The sequence below is a fragment of the Bacteroidota bacterium genome (assembly GCA_016718825.1).
In the GTDB taxonomy this organism is placed as follows: Bacteria; Bacteroidota; Bacteroidia; order J057; family JADKCL01; genus JADKCL01.
Map to the genome: position 1 here is coordinate 78,438 of JADKCL010000009.1, position 17,055 is coordinate 95,492.

The 17,055-nt window shown below is 47.3% G+C and carries 15 protein-coding genes; all 15 read left to right on the forward strand.

Going from position 1 to position 17,055, the window contains the following annotated elements; all coding sequences use genetic code 11:
- The first annotated feature begins 41 nt into the window (after window positions 1-41).
- Window positions 42-842: a hypothetical protein gene (locus IPN95_12385; GenBank protein ID MBK9450181.1), complete on the forward strand. Its 801-nt coding sequence runs from the start codon at window positions 42-44 to the stop codon at window positions 840-842.
- The gene (locus IPN95_12390; protein ID MBK9450182.1) at window positions 839-2,380 is read left to right on the forward strand and encodes a hypothetical protein; all 1,542 of its coding nucleotides are present in this window, start codon (window positions 839-841) and stop codon (window positions 2,378-2,380) included. Before IPN95_12385 ends, IPN95_12390 begins: the two co-directional genes overlap by 4 nt.
- Window positions 2,377-3,903, forward strand: coding sequence for a hypothetical protein (locus IPN95_12395; protein ID MBK9450183.1), 1,527 nt, complete (start codon window positions 2,377-2,379; stop codon window positions 3,901-3,903). The genes IPN95_12390 and IPN95_12395 overlap by 4 nt, the downstream gene beginning before the upstream one ends.
- A gap of 31 nt (window positions 3,904-3,934) precedes the next feature.
- Window positions 3,935-4,183 carry a hypothetical protein gene (locus tag IPN95_12400; GenBank protein MBK9450184.1) on the forward strand — a complete coding sequence of 83 codons (249 nt, stop codon included), beginning with the start codon at window positions 3,935-3,937 and terminating at the stop codon, window positions 4,181-4,183.
- Between the two features lie 77 nt (window positions 4,184-4,260).
- Window positions 4,261-4,839: a DUF4255 domain-containing protein gene (locus tag IPN95_12405; GenBank protein ID MBK9450185.1), complete on the forward strand. Its 579-nt coding sequence runs from the start codon at window positions 4,261-4,263 to the stop codon at window positions 4,837-4,839.
- An 81-nt stretch (window positions 4,840-4,920) separates the two neighbouring features.
- Complete coding sequence (locus IPN95_12410; GenBank protein MBK9450186.1) at window positions 4,921-6,162, forward strand: hypothetical protein; 1,242 nt, start codon at window positions 4,921-4,923, stop codon at window positions 6,160-6,162.
- A 250-nt stretch (window positions 6,163-6,412) separates the two neighbouring features.
- Window positions 6,413-7,906 carry a phage tail sheath family protein gene (locus IPN95_12415; GenBank protein MBK9450187.1) on the forward strand — a complete coding sequence of 498 codons (1,494 nt, stop codon included), beginning with the start codon at window positions 6,413-6,415 and terminating at the stop codon, window positions 7,904-7,906.
- A gap of 117 nt (window positions 7,907-8,023) precedes the next feature.
- Window positions 8,024-8,482 (forward strand): phage tail protein, encoded by a 459-nt coding sequence (locus IPN95_12420; protein MBK9450188.1) that lies wholly within the window; start codon window positions 8,024-8,026, stop codon window positions 8,480-8,482.
- A 128-nt stretch (window positions 8,483-8,610) separates the two neighbouring features.
- On the forward strand, window positions 8,611-9,144 hold the full coding sequence (locus tag IPN95_12425; protein MBK9450189.1) for a phage tail protein: 534 nt from the start codon (window positions 8,611-8,613) through the stop codon (window positions 9,142-9,144).
- Between the two features lie 7 nt (window positions 9,145-9,151).
- Window positions 9,152-9,325 (forward strand): hypothetical protein, encoded by a 174-nt coding sequence (locus IPN95_12430; protein ID MBK9450190.1) that lies wholly within the window; start codon window positions 9,152-9,154, stop codon window positions 9,323-9,325.
- A gap of 27 nt (window positions 9,326-9,352) precedes the next feature.
- The gene (locus IPN95_12435; GenBank protein ID MBK9450191.1) at window positions 9,353-10,000 is read left to right on the forward strand and encodes a hypothetical protein; all 648 of its coding nucleotides are present in this window, start codon (window positions 9,353-9,355) and stop codon (window positions 9,998-10,000) included.
- A gap of 12 nt (window positions 10,001-10,012) precedes the next feature.
- The gene (gene vgrG / locus IPN95_12440; protein ID MBK9450192.1) at window positions 10,013-11,800 is read left to right on the forward strand and encodes a type VI secretion system tip protein VgrG; all 1,788 of its coding nucleotides are present in this window, start codon (window positions 10,013-10,015) and stop codon (window positions 11,798-11,800) included.
- 27 nt (window positions 11,801-11,827) lie between these two features.
- Window positions 11,828-12,244: a GPW/gp25 family protein gene (locus IPN95_12445; GenBank protein ID MBK9450193.1), complete on the forward strand. Its 417-nt coding sequence runs from the start codon at window positions 11,828-11,830 to the stop codon at window positions 12,242-12,244.
- A 43-nt stretch (window positions 12,245-12,287) separates the two neighbouring features.
- Window positions 12,288-16,139: a hypothetical protein gene (locus tag IPN95_12450; protein ID MBK9450194.1), complete on the forward strand. Its 3,852-nt coding sequence runs from the start codon at window positions 12,288-12,290 to the stop codon at window positions 16,137-16,139.
- A gap of 8 nt (window positions 16,140-16,147) precedes the next feature.
- On the forward strand, window positions 16,148-17,020 hold the full coding sequence (locus IPN95_12455; GenBank protein ID MBK9450195.1) for a hypothetical protein: 873 nt from the start codon (window positions 16,148-16,150) through the stop codon (window positions 17,018-17,020).
- Window positions 17,021-17,055 lie beyond the last annotated feature (35 nt).

Genomic DNA, 17,055 nt, shown 5'->3' on the forward strand with positions numbered 1-17,055 from the left:
AACGCAAGGCATAGATGAGACCAAGGATAGAATCGAAAATCTTGACCCTTTCGCTGGGGCTGTTCATTTTTTGGATGGGGACGGAGAATCCATGCTTTGGAACGCTCACGGACAACCGTGTCTATATCGAGCGGATTTTGCAGGCAACCAACCTCAAATTCGGGAAGGAATCACGCCCTGCAGCATTTGTTTTTCAGTTTTCTGAAGGGGATTCCCTAAGGATAGAATGCGCTGATTGCCAGACACGAATGCGGAATGTGGATGGGAAAGGTGCTGTAAGTCTCACCTTGGCCTCATCCTTGGAAAAGCGGTTGCTCACGGCTGAAATGCTCGGCAAATGGTTACCCGTTGTGAGTGAAAATGGCAAATTGGGCCTGTTGTTTGAAAGAAACGGCAGTGGCGAACGTTTGCTGACAATCGGAGCGATCACGCTTACACGCAAATCGCGTGTGGCTTCCGTTGATGTTCCGGGGAAATCGACCGGGTTGCTTGAAGTCAACAATTTCTACCTCGCAGGGCATGACATGGCGTTGGAGGAGAAAGCTTCGACATTTTTTTTCAAACTTCGGTCCGATGACCAAGTCAAGCTGGACTTGGTAGGAATTGACCGTTCTGCGATCGATGGTGTGGGATGCTATTTGTTTCGAATGGGGGAAGAGTACGCCAAAAAGCCCATCAAGGTCGGATCGGCGATGACAACCTCCGGTGGCAACAGCAACCATGATCTTTACGGTATCGAAATCACACATAATAAGGATGTGAAACAGGGGCAGCATTATCACCTCAGCGTAGCAAAAATCTCCGCTTCCAATCCCAGCACATCAAGCACCAAAGGCAAATGAAAAGAGCGGTATACATCTTCTTTGCGGTATTTGTCTCAGGTCTGCTGTTGGCATTCATGATGGATGACGACGATCAGAAACCCAAAATGGGCAAGGACAACCGTATTTCCGTCGAAAGAGTGTTGGAGGTGGTGAATCTGAACTTTCACAAGGATGTCGGTCAAACCTCCATTATTTTTCAGTTTGCACCTGAGGATTCGATCAAACTCGAGTGTGAGGAGTGTATCGTCAGGATTGCAAGTACCGACGAGAAGGGCGGCATGAAAATGAAGCTCCAAAGCATCGACAAAACCGAGGAACTGAAAGTGACATCCTTTAACCGTTGGTTACGCATCAACAGTAGCAATGGCAAGGTCGGTATTGTTTTTGAAAGGGACGGCGTTGGCGAAAAGGTGCTGAGCATCAAGTCGCTGAAGGTTTTGCGCAAGACACGCTCCCCCTATCTGGACGAAGGTGGTGTTGCAATGGGGCTTTTGGATATCAACAACCTTTACGTCGACAAGCTCACGAAGGACAATACTGCCATTCAGACAACTTTTTTCTTCAAGCTGAAGTCAGACGACAAACTCAAAGTAGACATCATCGGCGCAAATGGAGCTGTTCCGGCCAATCTGATTTGTTCGTTTTACAAAATCGGTGAGGAATATGATAAGAAGCCGCTCGCAACAGGAGCCGAGTTGCCTGTTCCGACGATCGATGGCGGCCAAGATTTGTTTGGATTTGAATTTGCACATATAAAGGATGTGAAAGGGGTCAATGCCTACCATTTGGACATTGCAAGGATACCGCTTCACACTGCAGGTTATCTTACCATTGAGGATTCGATCATTAAAAAGGACTCGGTGAGGCCGGTCGATACGATTATGATTGCCGAAGATGGTTTCTACGAAGGCCCCATTTTCCATTATACCGGTCCGGAAGGTACAGTGCGTAGCAGCATTCCCGGGAGGTACAACCTTCGAAGCGATCGAAATTTCCGTGCCTGTTACGATCTGACACTTTCGGATGAGGGCCTTCCTTCTGAGGCATGCATGGGTTGCGATACTTTTTGGGCGTTTTGGCTCGGCGCGGGGAATGCCAACATTAACCGGTACCTGTTGCAAGACAGCCTTCGCAAGCAGGCCTTGAAAGGAGGATTGATTGAAGGTTATGCCAAGTCAATGAAATCACGTGGCAACAGTCGCGGGGTTTTTCCGCCTGCAATGGCCGGGGAAAAGGTTTTTTATGCGATTATTCAACAAGGAGACAAGGAGCGGTTTCTCACATCAGAGTTCAGCGAATTGGATTGGGACGGAAGTGACAGCCTCCACACTTGGTCTTCAGAGGATTTTGTACCCTTGAAGGAGGGCAAACTCCATTACGTACCTGGAAGCACGCTTTCGCTTTGTGTTTGCAATAGCAGCAGCGTGTCCACAGTACCCTTTATGTTCAAATTTCAGCAGTTTTTGACAATCCCAAGGGCCAAAGACTCCATTGAAAAGGTCATTCCGAAGCCAACCGGAAGTCTTTTTGAAGTTTCCCCGAGCGAAGTGCAATGAGAAAGGTAAGTTCAGCAAAGCAATTTACGATCATCCGAATCCTGTTTGGATTGGTGCTGCTTGCGAGCTTCTTGCAAGGTTGCGGGGATCCGGTAACCAAGCAGGCCACAAGCCGCGGACGCTTCAAAGTGCGGAATTGGTTGCGCTATGAATTCCAGCAAATCAAAACGTTTTCCTATGGCAACAGCCAAATCAAGGAAAACAAACATGTGATTGGCTACGAGCCGTCATGGCTCGTGTACGACTCCTCCTATCTCAATTATCCGTTCCAACTGTTAAGCGACTTGGTCGTGGGCGAGTATGACCTCAACCCCAATACCGGCTTTCCGAGAAACGACTCCTCGATCAATGCATTTCGCAACAAGGATATCGTGGAGGTCGGATCGGGAATCAACAGTCAGCTTAACGTCTTGTTGGCTTTGACAGACTACAGTGATGCCGGATACAGGGCCTCCTTCCTGCCCGAGATACCCAAAAAGAATCTTTTCAACTCGCTGGATTTGATTCTTGACGAATTGAATGAAAAACGGGGTGGGGGAGATGAACGGGAAAAGGTGGGCATCCTGGTGGATTTTCCCAACGTTTCTTGGAACCATCGTTATGATTTCGCAGAATTTCTGGCGCGGATTAAAAAGGATCTGAACAACAAGGAAATCGGGAAAAGCTGCTTGCTCTATCTCGTTTTGCCTCCTGGCGAAGACCAATATGTACTGTACAAGGATTCGCTTTTTTCAGCCAAGGTGCGCCAAAGCGTCGATCTTTTTGTCGTACGCGCCCATGGCTTTGATGCCAATGTCTTTGAAGATGCCAACGGCTCGATGATCCCATTGGATCGTCCCGGAGAGTTGATGGATTTGGACAGCATCATCAGCTATTACAACCTCAAAGGAAAAATCCCGCTGAACCGCATGACGATCGAGGTACCTTACTATGCGGTTTTGCGCACTGATTCTGGCATGATGGGCCATCGACCGCTCATGCCTTTGAATGAAATGTTCAATACCGTTGCGGCACCGAGATTGCTGGACACCATGTCATTGTCCTTCAAATACAAAGTCGATACCCTTTCGTATTTTTTCCAGGATACCCTTTCCTTGAATCTTGCCTATGATTGGGCTGTGAGGCGGAAATTGGCAGGAATCGGGATTTATGGGCTGGGATATGGTCACGGGATCGACAATCCTCAGATTGCCGAAGGGCTCTGGCAAATTGTCGCCGACAATTTTGGCGAACCCGCTCCAAGACTGTTTTTCCCGGGAATTGGATTTTTGCTTTGTTTCTTTGGTGTGGGAGTCGTCGGCTCCGTGATTGTCAATTGGGAAGTGCGTTATGCGCTGCGTGAAAAAAGAACAAAGCTGTGGTACTATGGGGCATTGCTATTTTTTATCATATTCGCTGTGATAATGTGTGCATTGCCAGTTTCTGTGATTCCAATTTTTTGGAAGTTGGTTTCTTTGGTGATTTTGCTGATCTTCCCACTCGGTAGAAAAGCGTTTAAGTTTTTCTTTAAGGTAGCCAAATAGGTTCCCGACGGTCTAATTAATTGAGGAGAAATTGAAAAAATTCTGGACATGGTTCAAAGAAAAGGCTTGGCCTTGGGTAAAACTCCTGCCACGGGCAATTTTGTTAGGAATTGTCACCGCCTTTGGTTACGATCTTCTTGTGTCGGGAAGTTTTAAGTTATATATTTACGTAATCGGGATACTGTTAGCCATTCCTGGGTTCTATGTCATCATCATCCTCTCCCGCTCCATCAAGCGTTGGGAATATAAGCCTGAAGGTGGTGAGGGTGCTGCCAAGTAGCCAAGTTTGTCGCAGTCGTTCGTTTTAAATTCGCAATTGCAGTTCACTATTCTGAAACTATCTCAATCTATAAAGCAATGATTCATCAGGTATTGCCAGCCATCGTCAGAGAATTGACCGAGTATCTAGAATCCCGATTTGGCATCAGTGATGACCAAGTCACATTGGGAAACGTTGTGAACCAAGACGGCAGCTTGGCCGTTGACGGAAACAAATTGGTCGTTTCTTTGATCAACATTGCCCGTGACGGATCCAAGGGATCGATGTCGGGACTTGGTGGAAATGACCACCCGCCGGTGTTTGTGAACCTCTACGTCATTTTTGCAGGGGTTTACAACCAGAGCAACATCAGCAGCCAAGACTATTTGGAGTCGCTCAAGATGATTTCGGGTGTCATTTCGTTTTTCCAGGCACGATGCATGTTTGATGCGCATACCACTCCCGATTTCCCAGCTGATGCAGGCCGTATCGTTTGCGAAATTGAAAACGTTGAGTTCCGCGAATTGGTGAATCTTTGGTCACTTTCAGGAGCCAAATATGTTCCGTCGATCATCTATCGTTTCCGCTCCCTCAATATGGAGGAAGGCCTTGTTACCGATGAGATGCCACATGTTGGACATTTTTCCGGTCTCGGTGGTGGTAAAACCCGCTTCTAAGCCAGCGCTAATCAGGAGATCGCATTCATGATCAATTTACAAGTTGAAAGTAGGCACAAAGAGTTCTTTGGAGTCTTGTGCATGCACAACTATTATAGTGACAAAATCTGCAGGGACTTGGAGTTCGTGCCCACTTTGGAGACAGCCATGCTGCTCCGAAATTACAAGCTCGTGTTCAAGTCCGCAGCTTTTGGATTCGTGGTGCTTTATACTCCAGGAGACAGCGAGGATCGGTTGCGCAAAATGCCACCCAAGTCCAGGTTGAGTTTCGTGGTGAAGAACAAGAATCAAAGGTTCATGAACTTCACACAGATACCGTTTTGGCCTGAAGGAGTGACATTTCACTACAGCAATCTGTACGGCGGGCAGGAGGATTTGAAGATGGAATATCCGCCCGATGTATACTATTATTTTAAGGGACTTAAAGTTGGAGATGTCAAGAAAAAGTTGTTACATTTACCTGAGCACGTACTATTGACCAAGCGAGCATCAAAGTTTAACCTCGCGTTGGACAATGGTGGTCGTCAGGAAAATGGAGTCAGCTACGACAGTATTGTGCTCAAGGATGAATTTGGTGATGAGGCCTTGACCGCAGGGGTTCCTTTCAAGAAGAAATTCCGGGATGCCCAAAAGGACTTGTTGAAAAGGTATGTAGATCACCACGCACGGAACCTTTCCAAAGAGGGATTGTCACCGTCTGAGAAGGAAAAACGTTTCATTGAAATCTTCAACCAGCAGGAAAAGGAACTGTCAGCGATGCCGATGAGCGATCATTCCATCGATTTGAGGCATGCTCCTTCCGGCAAATATTCAGTTGGATTGGGTAACCACGGTACTTCGACGGTTTATGTGACCGAGAATCCGGAAGCACAGTCCTTTGGAATGCTCGACATCCATTTGGATGCTCCGACCGACGCTCTTTTAAATCGTGCAGCCGATTCACCCGAGGAGGTGATTAATCCGCAGCTCTTTAATTTTCATTTTGAGGCTAGATCCACCTATTGGCGCTACATCTTTATGAATTACGAAGGCAGCAAAATCACCCCCAAACTCGTGCGTGACGAAAACAGTGTGATTGAATTCACCGAGCCCGTGGAAAGCAGGCTTGAGCAAATGGGAACGCCAATGCATTATTGTCAGTCAGAAATGCCTGTTCAATTGCAAGACAGACCTGTTCAAATGCTGTTCTTGGCACGGATGAATGGAAAACGCAGCATGAAGGAGATTCGTCTCCCGACCCCGGCGGCCGACAGGGTAAAACCGGAACGCCAACCAAATGGTGATGGGGAAAAGGTTTTTTCAGAGGTCTACGTTTATTTGTAGATTTCCAAAAGGTTAGTAAATACACTTTCTACAAAATACAGAAGTTCAATCAATTCAAAGACAACTGATTATGAGCTATTTTAAGACACCCGGTGTATATATCAAGGAGCAGGATGCCTTCGGCAGCTCCGTGGTGGCTGTTCCAACCGCGGTCCCTGTTTTCATTGGTCACACCCAAAAAGCTGATCGGGATGGCAACTCCCTGTTGTTCAAACCAACAAAAGTCAAGTCCTTGGCTGAGTACCGTGAAATGTTTGGTCAAGGTCCGACCACAACTTTCAAGATCAGCAAAGGCGAAGCAGGCGGTCCAAACTTGGAGTTTGACACCAAAACCCGTTTCCTTTTGTTCGCAGGCCTTCGCTTGTTTTATTCCAACGGCGGTGGTGAGTGCTACATCCTTTCTGTAGGTACCTACAATGACGAGCTTGACCCAGAGAAATTTGGCGAAGCCCTCGGTATCCTCACAAAGGAGCAGGAGCCAACCATCGTTTGCGCACCTGATGCGGTGTTGTTTGGAAAAGACGATTGCTATTCCCTCTACAAAGACATGTTGCAGCATGCTGGCGCAAAAATGCGTAGCCGTGTCGCCCTCGTCGACGTATGGGGTGGCTATGATGTCAAAAACAAAGACAAAGCTGTTCAGGACTTCCGCGAGAACATTGGTCAAAACCAATTGGCATTCGGTGCTGTGTACTATCCATGGATCCACACGACCGTAGTACCTGCCAGCGAAGTTGACTTCCGCAACATCAGCAACCGCAAGGATTTTGCTGCCATGTTGTATTCGGATATCAAGAGCTCGATGGGAATTTCCGGTGGTGGCGATGAAGGTGCCAAGAACTTGGCTGCCGCTAACAAAGTCATCGACGGTATCAAGGAAGAAAAGGACATCGAAGGTGCCAACAAGAAACTCGCTGGAATGAGCGACAAAATTGCCGGTTCCAAAGAAAAAGATCCTGCCAAGGCACAAGCCGAACTGAAGAAGCAAGCTGCTGCTGCATTTGCAGGTAGCGGTGATCCAGCTGACGCAGGCAAATTGGCTCAGATCGAGGCTGCCGTGAACCAAGTGCTCAACGACGACGCCGATCCAAAAGTAATCGCTTCAACTGTCGGTGCATTGTCTCCTTTGTATAAGGTGGTAATGAAAAACATCCGCGAGGAGTTGAACCTGTTGCCACCTAGCCCAGCGATGTGCGGTGTCTACGCCTTGGTCGATTCACAAGAAGGTGTGCACAAAGCCCCTGCCAACGTGAGCTTGAACAGCGTGGTTCGTCCAGCATTCCCTGTGAACAGTGACGATCAAGAAGACTTGAACTCACCTTTGAGCGGCAAAGCGATCAACGCGATCCGTTCCTTCGTGGGCAAAGGTGTCTTGGTTTGGGGCGCTCGTTCGATGGATGCCAACAGCCAAGACTGGCGCTACATCTCTGTCCGCCGTACCTTGATCATGATTGAGCAGTCGATCAAAAACTCTGTGGAAGCCTACGTGTTTGAGCCAAATACAGCCCGCACCTGGTTGAAACTGAAGACGTCGATTGACAACTTCCTTACCGAAGTGTGGAAAAATGGCTCATTGGCCGGCTCGACACCTTCACAGGCATTTGAAGTTAATGTCGGCTTGGGTTCGACAATGACGCCAAATGACATTTTGGAGGGAATCATGCGTGTCAGCATCAAAGTGGCGATCACACGCCCTGCAGAATTTATCGAAATCACGTTCGAGCAGAAAATGCAGGAATCTTGATAACTTTTTTTAGTAGTTTTTTTGAAAATTGTTTGGAAAGTTTCAGAAAGCTGCTAAATTTGAAATATTATTATTTGAACGGTTTATTCACTATTAATCACTTTAATTCTTAAAGCTATGGCAGTTCATATTACAGATTTGAAAGTCTCTGCTTCGTTTCACTATGAAGTAATTATTGATGGTGCCACCATCAGCTTCCAGGAGTGCAGCGGTTTGACGCTGGAAAATGAGAAGATCGAGTATCGTCACTCGAACTCCCCAGTATTCAGCAAAGAAGTTCGTATCGGTTTGACCAAGATGCCTGACATCACCTTCAAAAAAGGCGTGTTCGAAGGCGACAGCAACCTGATCGACCTCTTCAACAAGACATTTGACAAAGCTTACATGTCACATGTTGACGAGCGTTTCGACGTTTCGATCAACTTGCTCGACGAAGTTGGCAGCGTTGTGATGTCATGGAACGCTACAAGCTGCGTAGTCATCAAACTTGAAGGTCCAACCCTCAAGTCGGATGCAAGCGAGGCTGCGATTGAGTCTTTGACCATCGCAATCGAAGGCTTGGCCGTTTCTTTGTAATCCTGAAAGTTGACGTGCCCTAGGCTTTCAAAGTCTAAGGAATGTCCTAAAAGTTAGGTTTTACCCGGTGGCTTATGCCACCGGGGGAAACCTTTTGTTTTTAAAGGACTTTAACTATCACTAAGATTATGGCGACTTTAGAAGAGCAGCTCAAAAGAGCCGTTACAAATGTGAAGCATCATACTTTTCATCTCACTGAAAAGGATCATTCGATATATCCTCGGTCAGCGCCCCCAGCATTTTATTATTCCGTTGAGATTGGCGGCTTTGCAGCAATTCAAGCCGCATTTCAGGAAGCATCAGGGTTGGAGGTTTCAATGGAAACAGAGCCAATCGCCGAAGCTGGTTTGAATGCCTACAGCCATAGAGTGCCGAAGCGTACTTCCTACAACAATCTTGTTTTGAAGCGGGGTTTGGTTACTGATGATTCTGCCATGGTGGATTGGGTACGCGACTCGATTCAAAGCGGCTTGAATATGCGTATTAAGCCAAAGAATATTACAGTTAATCTACTTGATCCCGAGACCGGAAGCCCCCTTAAGTCTTGGTGTTTTATCGATGCATATCCTGTCAAATGGTCCGTGGGACCATTGAATTCTACCGAGAGTGCTTTAACGATCGAAAACATAGAATTCGCCTACGCGTTCTGGACATTGACATAGTTGCACTATGGCAATTGAGATCAGAGAACTTGTTGTGAAAGCTACTGTGAATAAATCCTCCAGCGGTAGCAACTCTGATTTTGTGACCAAAAATGATCTTGTAAAGTTTCAAGATAAATTGGTTTCTAAAATCTTAGGGAAGGTCAAAGATTTGATACAAGAAGAGAGGTCATTTCGTTGATTAAGTTCATCTAACTGAGAGAATCTTATGGTAAAGTTTAAAATACATGGTCTGACTTCAATTGATGCAGCTCCAGGTGCAGGTGGTTTTGTGCTACAGTTGAATCCCGAATCTATTAAAAGAAACCGTGCCATTGTCATAGAAGCAAGTAATGCTGGCAATACGGGAACCCAGGTGAATCAATACAAAACCTATGGTGATGAAACCATGGATTTGGATTTTTATCTGGATGGTACAGGCGCGATTGCGGGGAGCCCAGATTCTGTTGATGATGTGATTACGGCTCTGACAGCTGAAATATATGAGGTCGATGGAAGCATACATAAGCCAAAGTACCTTTTCGTTGAGTACGGTTCCTTTTCTTTCCGCTGCATGATGACCGCCTTTAATACGGAGTATCATCTATTTGATCTTGACGGGAAGGCGTTGCGTGCTAAAATCCATTTGTCACTCAAAAGTTTGCGTGCCGAAACTGCGGATGTTGATGCTCAGATGTCATCTCCTGATATGTCACATGCATTTACAATCAGAGAGGGTGATACACTCCCTTTGCTTTGTAAGGAGGTCTATGGCAAAATGGACTATTATCTTCAAGTAGCAGAGCATAATGGACTTACAAACTTCCGTGAATTGGAAGTTGGCTCAGTCATTGAATTACCACCGCTTCAACGCTAATCATCGAAAGTCATGGCCACTTCTCCTCTCAGTCAAGAAACTGATCTCGTATCCTTTAGTATAATGGTTGATGGCCAAGAGATACCTGGTTATCTGGTTGCTATTGGCGTGGAGGTCAAAAAGGAAATCAATAAGATTCCAACCGCAAGTGTGGTCTTGTTGGATGGAAACCGTGCAGAGAGAGATTTCAAGCACTCTGCAGAAGATCTTTTTAAGCCTGGCAAGAAACTCAAGATTTCAGCTGGCTACCACCAAAAGGAAGAGACCATTTTTGAAGGTCTCATCGTTGGACATGGAATTCGTATTCCAGAAGACGGAAATCCTGAACTTTGTATCAAAGCCGTTGACGCAGCAGCCTCAATGACGGTACAAAAGAAGAACAGGTATTTCGTTGATGCGAAGGACAGTGACGCCATCTCCAAGGTTTTTGGTGATCACGGAGGCATTACGGGTTCATGCGAGGCCACGCCATTCCTGCATGAGCGTGTGATTCAAATTGATAGCACTGATTGGGATTTTGTCTTGTTACGTGCGGATCAAAACGGCCTGCTTGTTGTCGTAGATGACGGTAAGGTCGCTGTAAAGAAACCAGAATCTAGTAAGGATTCTCTTTCACTCACCTTTGGAAAGGATATCGGAAGTCTGGAATTGGATATTGATGCCCGATTTCAGGTTGAAAAAGTGACCGTTGAAAGTTGGAATCTATCGACGAATGAAATCACCAAGAGTGAATCTTCTGAACCGACAGTTCCAGCAATTGGTAACCTAAAAGGTAAAGAGTTAGCATCTATCTTGAGTGCAAGTGACTATCACATGCATTCAGCCGGCCCCATTGATGCCAGCGACTTAAAAGCATGGGCAGACTCCAAGATGATGCGTTCGCGGTATTCAATGCTGCGCGGCAAAATTAAATTCTACGGTACTGCTGCCCCTAAACCTGACACAACGGTCAATTTGTCTGGTCTTGGTACCAGATTTACTGGCTCTGCTTATATCTCTGGAGTGCATCACCGGATCAAGGATATGCACTGGGAGACGGAAGTGACAATCGGCCTTCCGCCCCAAATGTTTGCTGAGTCCCAAAGGGATATTCAATCCCCTTCGGCATCTGGTATGCTTCCAGGTGTGAATGGCGTACAGATCGGGGTGGTTCAGAAAATCCATGAAGATCCGCAAGGGGAAAGCAGGATTTTGGTGGATATCCCAGTGATTTCCCCATCTGGAGATGCCGTATGGGCACGTCAGGCCACATACTATGCCACGAAAGAGGCTGGAAACTTCTTTTATCCGGAAATCGGAGATGAGGTATTGCTTGCCTTCATCAACGATGACCCTCGCTACCCGATCATCATCGGTTCGGTGCATAGCAAGAAGCATATGCCCGCCTATACGCCCGATGGCCCCAACACCTACAAGGCGATCACCACCAACTCGAAAATGAAAATCGAGTTTGAGGATGTCAAAAAGATCATCACGATTTGGACGCCAGCCGGGAATCAGATTGTCATCAGCGATGAAGACAAGTCGATTACCATCTTGGATGAGACCGCCAATAAAATGGTGATGGATCCCAAAGGCATTACCTGGCATACCCCCAAAGACTTTAAGTTGACTGCCGATGGCTTGATCGATATCAAGGCCACAAAGACGATCTCAATCCAAGCAACGCAGGATTTGACGATCAAAGGCATGAACGTGACGAGTCAGGCACAAGTTGCGATCACGATGAAAGGGGCCACAGCCGAAGTGAATGGATCTGGTATGACTACCATCAAAGGTGGTATGGTGATGATCAACTAATCACCTGATTTACATAGGAGATACATAATGTCTGAAAATACTTCCTTTTTAGGACGTGGATGGAGCTTCCCGCCAAGATTTGACGGGAAGCTCGGTCAATTAGAGATGGTCGAGTTGGATGAAGATGTCCGCGAAAGTCTTTGGATTTTATTTTCCACAAGGCCCGGCGAACGTCCGACGAATCCCGAGTTTGGATGCAAGGTCCATGAACTTGTGTGGAGGCCTCTGAATCAAGCAACAATATTCTTGATCAAAGAAGCCATCGAGGCCGCCGTTGCCAGGTACGAACCGCGTATTAACATCGAGGAAATCCACGTGGACACCGACGAACGTGCAGGAACTATCTTCATCCATTTGGATTATACGGTAACAAAGGTTAATGTTAGGACAAATATCGTGTACCCTTACTACAAGATAGAAGGTACCGACATTGTAGCTGTTTAAGTCAGTCAATCATCCTTGCTTTAACATTTTTGTTTTCGGATTTATGGGCGTCTCTAGACAAAAAATAACCCCCAAGCGCAAAGGCACTTCGCAACACTCGCGGCTGTCTGAAAAGTTGCTGCCAGAATATTTTGGCGTGGATGAGCGGACCCCCGCTGATTTCATGGCATTCACAGCTGCTTACGCCAACGAAGTGGGATTCTTTGATCCCGAAGCAGAAGCGAAAGGCATCAGCCGCACGTGGGAAGGCTTTTTCACAAAAGACATTTCAGTTGTACTCGCCGCGATTGTAGGGCAGGATGTCGATCGTCTTGATGCCACTTACGAACACCTTGTACAGAAAGTCAGTTCGGTACACGAGCCGCTTCCCAAGCAAGATGCCTTTGAAGAGTTGTTTTCCTTCATGGTTGAGATTGCCCGCAAATTGCCGGCTTGGCTCAAGTATGTCGTGAAAATGCAAGGGATGGAAGACTCCCTTGAATACGAAGTCGAAAAGGAACTTTGGAAGGTTATCGAACAGAACCTTCACGAAGCGCTTTTGCACCTCAACGAAACCGTAACCCAAGCCGGGGCAAAAGGCCTTTTGCCTACTTTTCGCGAAGTGCCTTTTGTCGATTATTTGCCACTCCAAGGTGAAGCTGAACTCGAAGAGGTACAACTCGAAATCTTCAAAGGGCCAAGTTTGGTGCACCAAATCGATTTTGCTTTGGTGGAGCTGCGGTCGATTTATCAGGTGATCATCAATTGCCTTTCCTATTCGAAGGTGCATTTTGAGAAGTACTATCAGCGGTCGTTGAAGGAAAAAAGCACGCACCATCCTGATACTGCCTTGTTTATGGCCTTCTTGGACCTGTACAAGTATGCCCAGAATGACCTCAACGCGATCACGTTGAGGCATTTGGAGTATTATTATGTGCGGATTTTGGATCAAAAATACCGCCCTGCAATCAGTGACGCAGTGCACGTTTGCTTCGAATTGGTCAACAATGCCCAGGTTTGCCGTCTGCCAACAGGTTCGTTGTTGTTTGCCGGCCGACTCGACGATGGGAGTGAGATTCACTACCGCACCACTGAAGAGGCCGAAATCAATCAGACACAGATTGCTTCCCTCAAATCGATTTTCGTTTCCCGTGTTTTGGAAGGCCAAACATGGACCTACAAACTTGTGACCGGGATGTATGGCGCGCCCGTGGCCAATTCTTTGGATGGTCGCGGTATGCCATTTGACGGAAATATCCGCGATTGGGCGTTGTTTGGAGAGGAGCAATACAAGGCAGGGCGAAGCACCATGCAGCCTGCCGACATCGGATTTGCCATTTCCTCGCCCATGTTCATGTTGGCGGAAGGCACGCGCAAGGTCAAAGTTCATCTGACGTTTTCAGAGTCGCAGGATACCGAAGGTACCTACCGCAAGCTCATCGAGGATTTGAGTCAGGGTACAGACGAAGAAAGCTTGAAGTTTGCCTTGTTGGAGGTGTTTGGCCGAGGTAAAAACTGTGCATTCAACATCCTTGCAAGTGGTGCCAATGGCTGGATCGATGTCGCGGATGAGGCTTCCAATGAGCTTTTTATCGAAAGCCGTCCTTGGAGCTGGAACCGGATCACAGTCGCTTTTACCATCCCCGCTTCTTGCCCGCCGATCGTCCCGATCGATCCGACGAGGATGAATCCTGAAGGATTCACGACGAAATTTCCAGTTGTGAAATTCGGTCTCAATCCAAGGAAGACACCATTTGCCTACACTTTCCTTGAAACCTTGAGGTTTGATCAAATCGACATAGAAGTGGAAGTCGACAAGGTCAAATCAGTCCTCGCGTTTAATGATTTGGGCCGTTTGGATTCCACGCAACCGTTTCAGGCATTTGGACCGGTACCCAGCAAGGGATCTTATATGTTGCTCGGCTCTGCGGAGATTTTCCGCAAGAAATTGACCAACCTCAAAATTTACATTGACTGGCAAAATCTGCCACAACGGGGTTTTCAGCATTATTTCAACGAGTATTTTGATGGCGAGGTACTTCTCACGGAAGACAAGTACAAGGTCAACTTGACCGCCCTTTCAGGCTATGAGTTCAAGCCGGGCGAAAAGGATGATCCGCTTCCATTCAAGCTTTTCCCTGCTGAGGTAGGCAAGACATTGACAGTCATTAGTGTCGAGGATCCAAGCCGCCTGCAAATCAGGCCAAACCCCGATATGCGGGAAGTGGATTTCTTTGACAATAAAACTCCGATTGGATTCCTCAAACTCGAACTCAAGGAGCCACGTGAAGCATTTGGCCATGCCTTGTATCAAGAGCGTTTGTCCCATATCGGGATTCACAATGCCAACCCGGAGCAAGTAGAGAAGCTGCAATACCCCAATGCGCCGTTCAGCCCGTTGGTCAAAAATGTCTATTTGAGCTATCGCGCTGTCGACAAAATTTTGCCAGAGCAATTTGAGCCAACAAGTCGTAACTCTATTTACCATATTCACCCATTTGGTTCAGCACCGGTCTTTTCGATGGGGCAAATGGTGATGAAACATGCGGCGCTCATCCCGGAATATCGGGAAGATGGATACTTGTATATCGGTCTCAAAGGCCTCCGGCCACCGCAAGAGCTTTCTTTGTTGTTTCAATTGGCAGCGGGCAAAACGACCTTCACTGCGCAATTGCCCGAAATGGAATGGTGTTATCTCTCCAACAACGATTGGGAGCCGTTGCGTACCATTGACATTCTGTCAGACACAACAGAACGTTTCACCCGCACAGGGGTGATTCGGATGCGTTTACCTTCGGCGATGACCGACCAAAATGGCATCCTTCCCGGCGAAAATTTCTGGTTGAGGGTAGCAATCAAGGGCGATACGGAAAACTTGTCCAGAGCGCTGGAAATCAGGTCGCAGGCTGTGCGGGCCGAATGGGTTGACAACGGACGCAGCGAGCGGCTCAGAGAGCCTCTCAAAGCGGGCTCCATCCGCTCATTGGTGCACAAACGTCCAGAAATCAGAGGAGTGGTACAACCTTATCCTTCCTTTCACGCGCGTGCAGCTGAGGTGCGCGACGAATTTTTCCAAAGAGTAAGTGAGCGCCTTCGCCACAAAAATCGCGCGATTTCCCATTGGGACTTTGAGCGAATCATATTGGATCGTTTCCATACGATCAATCAAGTCAAGTGTCTAAGCCATATTTCTGATCCCGACTACATTGAGGCGGGGGGACTGCGTGTCGTGGTGATTCCGGCAAGCAATCAAGCAACCGATGAGTTGACACCAAAAGTCAACCACGGTACCTTGCTCAATATCCAGAATTATTTGATGGACAATGCCAGTCCATTCATCAGTCTGCGGGTCAGTAACCCCTCCTATGAATATGTCAGGGTCAATTGCCGCGTAAAATTTGCCAACAACAAAAACAACGGGGATTCGCTGGAGAAATTGCGAAAAGACATTCGCAGTTTTATATGTCCTTGGCTGTCAACACCAGACGGGGACGTTGAAATTGGTGGAAGTCTGAAAGTCGAAGACCTTTACAGGTATATCAAGTCGCTGAGTTACGTGGACTACGTCACCAAGTTTGCTGTCTTGCACTTCTTTGTGGAAGACGAAACGACGGGAATCTATCAGCTGTTGAGTACCGCGGATCCAAGACTCAGCGAAACGGAAAGAAGCTACATCCGCGCACGGAAGCCTTGGTCGGTTCTGATTCCAGACAGCGACCATGAGATCGAGTTTACCGAGCGCGAACTTGAGGTTTCTCCCGACTTTTCACTGGAACCCGTTGACTTTCAAGGCAGATTCCAAATTTCTCCGCACCTGATCAAGATTCTTCCAAAAGTGGTTTTGCCGCAGGATAATCCCAATATTCGCTATGAACAGGAAGATCAGATGCGTATATTTGTTGACCTACCTGACTAAAAGATAATATGGAAGGGAGAGCCCAGCTCAAGAAAAAATTCGAAGCAGCCAACATTGGCTATGAGTCCTATAGAGCACTCATCGATTCGACCATCAACAAAAAGGATGATGGTATTGATATTGATGAACGTGACGGACTTCGTCTCGCCCCGGGCAGCGATTCCGGCAGGTTGCTGAGCCTCTTTGGCGACCGCGCGGGCACTTCTGCCGAATGGTTCATCCGACTGAATCCTGAAAACACCAAAGGTCTTGACATTTCCAGCGAACTTACCCAAGGTCGCACTTTGTTTTTGACGGTGGAAGAGGAGTTTGTGGACGATGAATTGATCCATGAGGTACGAGTCGGCATTGGGACGATTAAACCGCAGTTTACCCTTGATGTCGAGGGGACTGTGGCGATGCGTGCGCGGGTAGGCACCTTCAAAGCCGACAGCGTACCGGCTGATAAGCAATGGCATACGATTTTGGCAGAAAACGATGGGCTGAACGATTGTCAGGCCTACGAGATTTTTGCACATATCTATGACGGCAAAACTGAGCGTTATTCGCTCACCCATGCGGTCATCTTGATCTCCAAAGGTCGCCGCGGAGAAAGGATCAAGATCACAAGGGCAAGTAGCCGTTATCTTTGGGGACGATTCCTCAATCGCATCAAGTTCAGGATCAAGCGCGAATACGGCAAGGAAGTCGTGCAGATGCGTGCGCGCGACCATTACGGTTTTACCGTCGATGGGAAGCCTAAAATGATTTTCTACCGCGTCACCAAAATTTGGGACAAAGCGTTTGAAAACGAAGGTTACCGCGAACGTCGCAACGTCAAGCAGACGATGCCCAAGCGTATCAAGATCAAAAATGCCAATCAACTGCGGCAAAACGATTGATCTTCAAAAGTTTACTCACAGCGTAAAGCATAGGA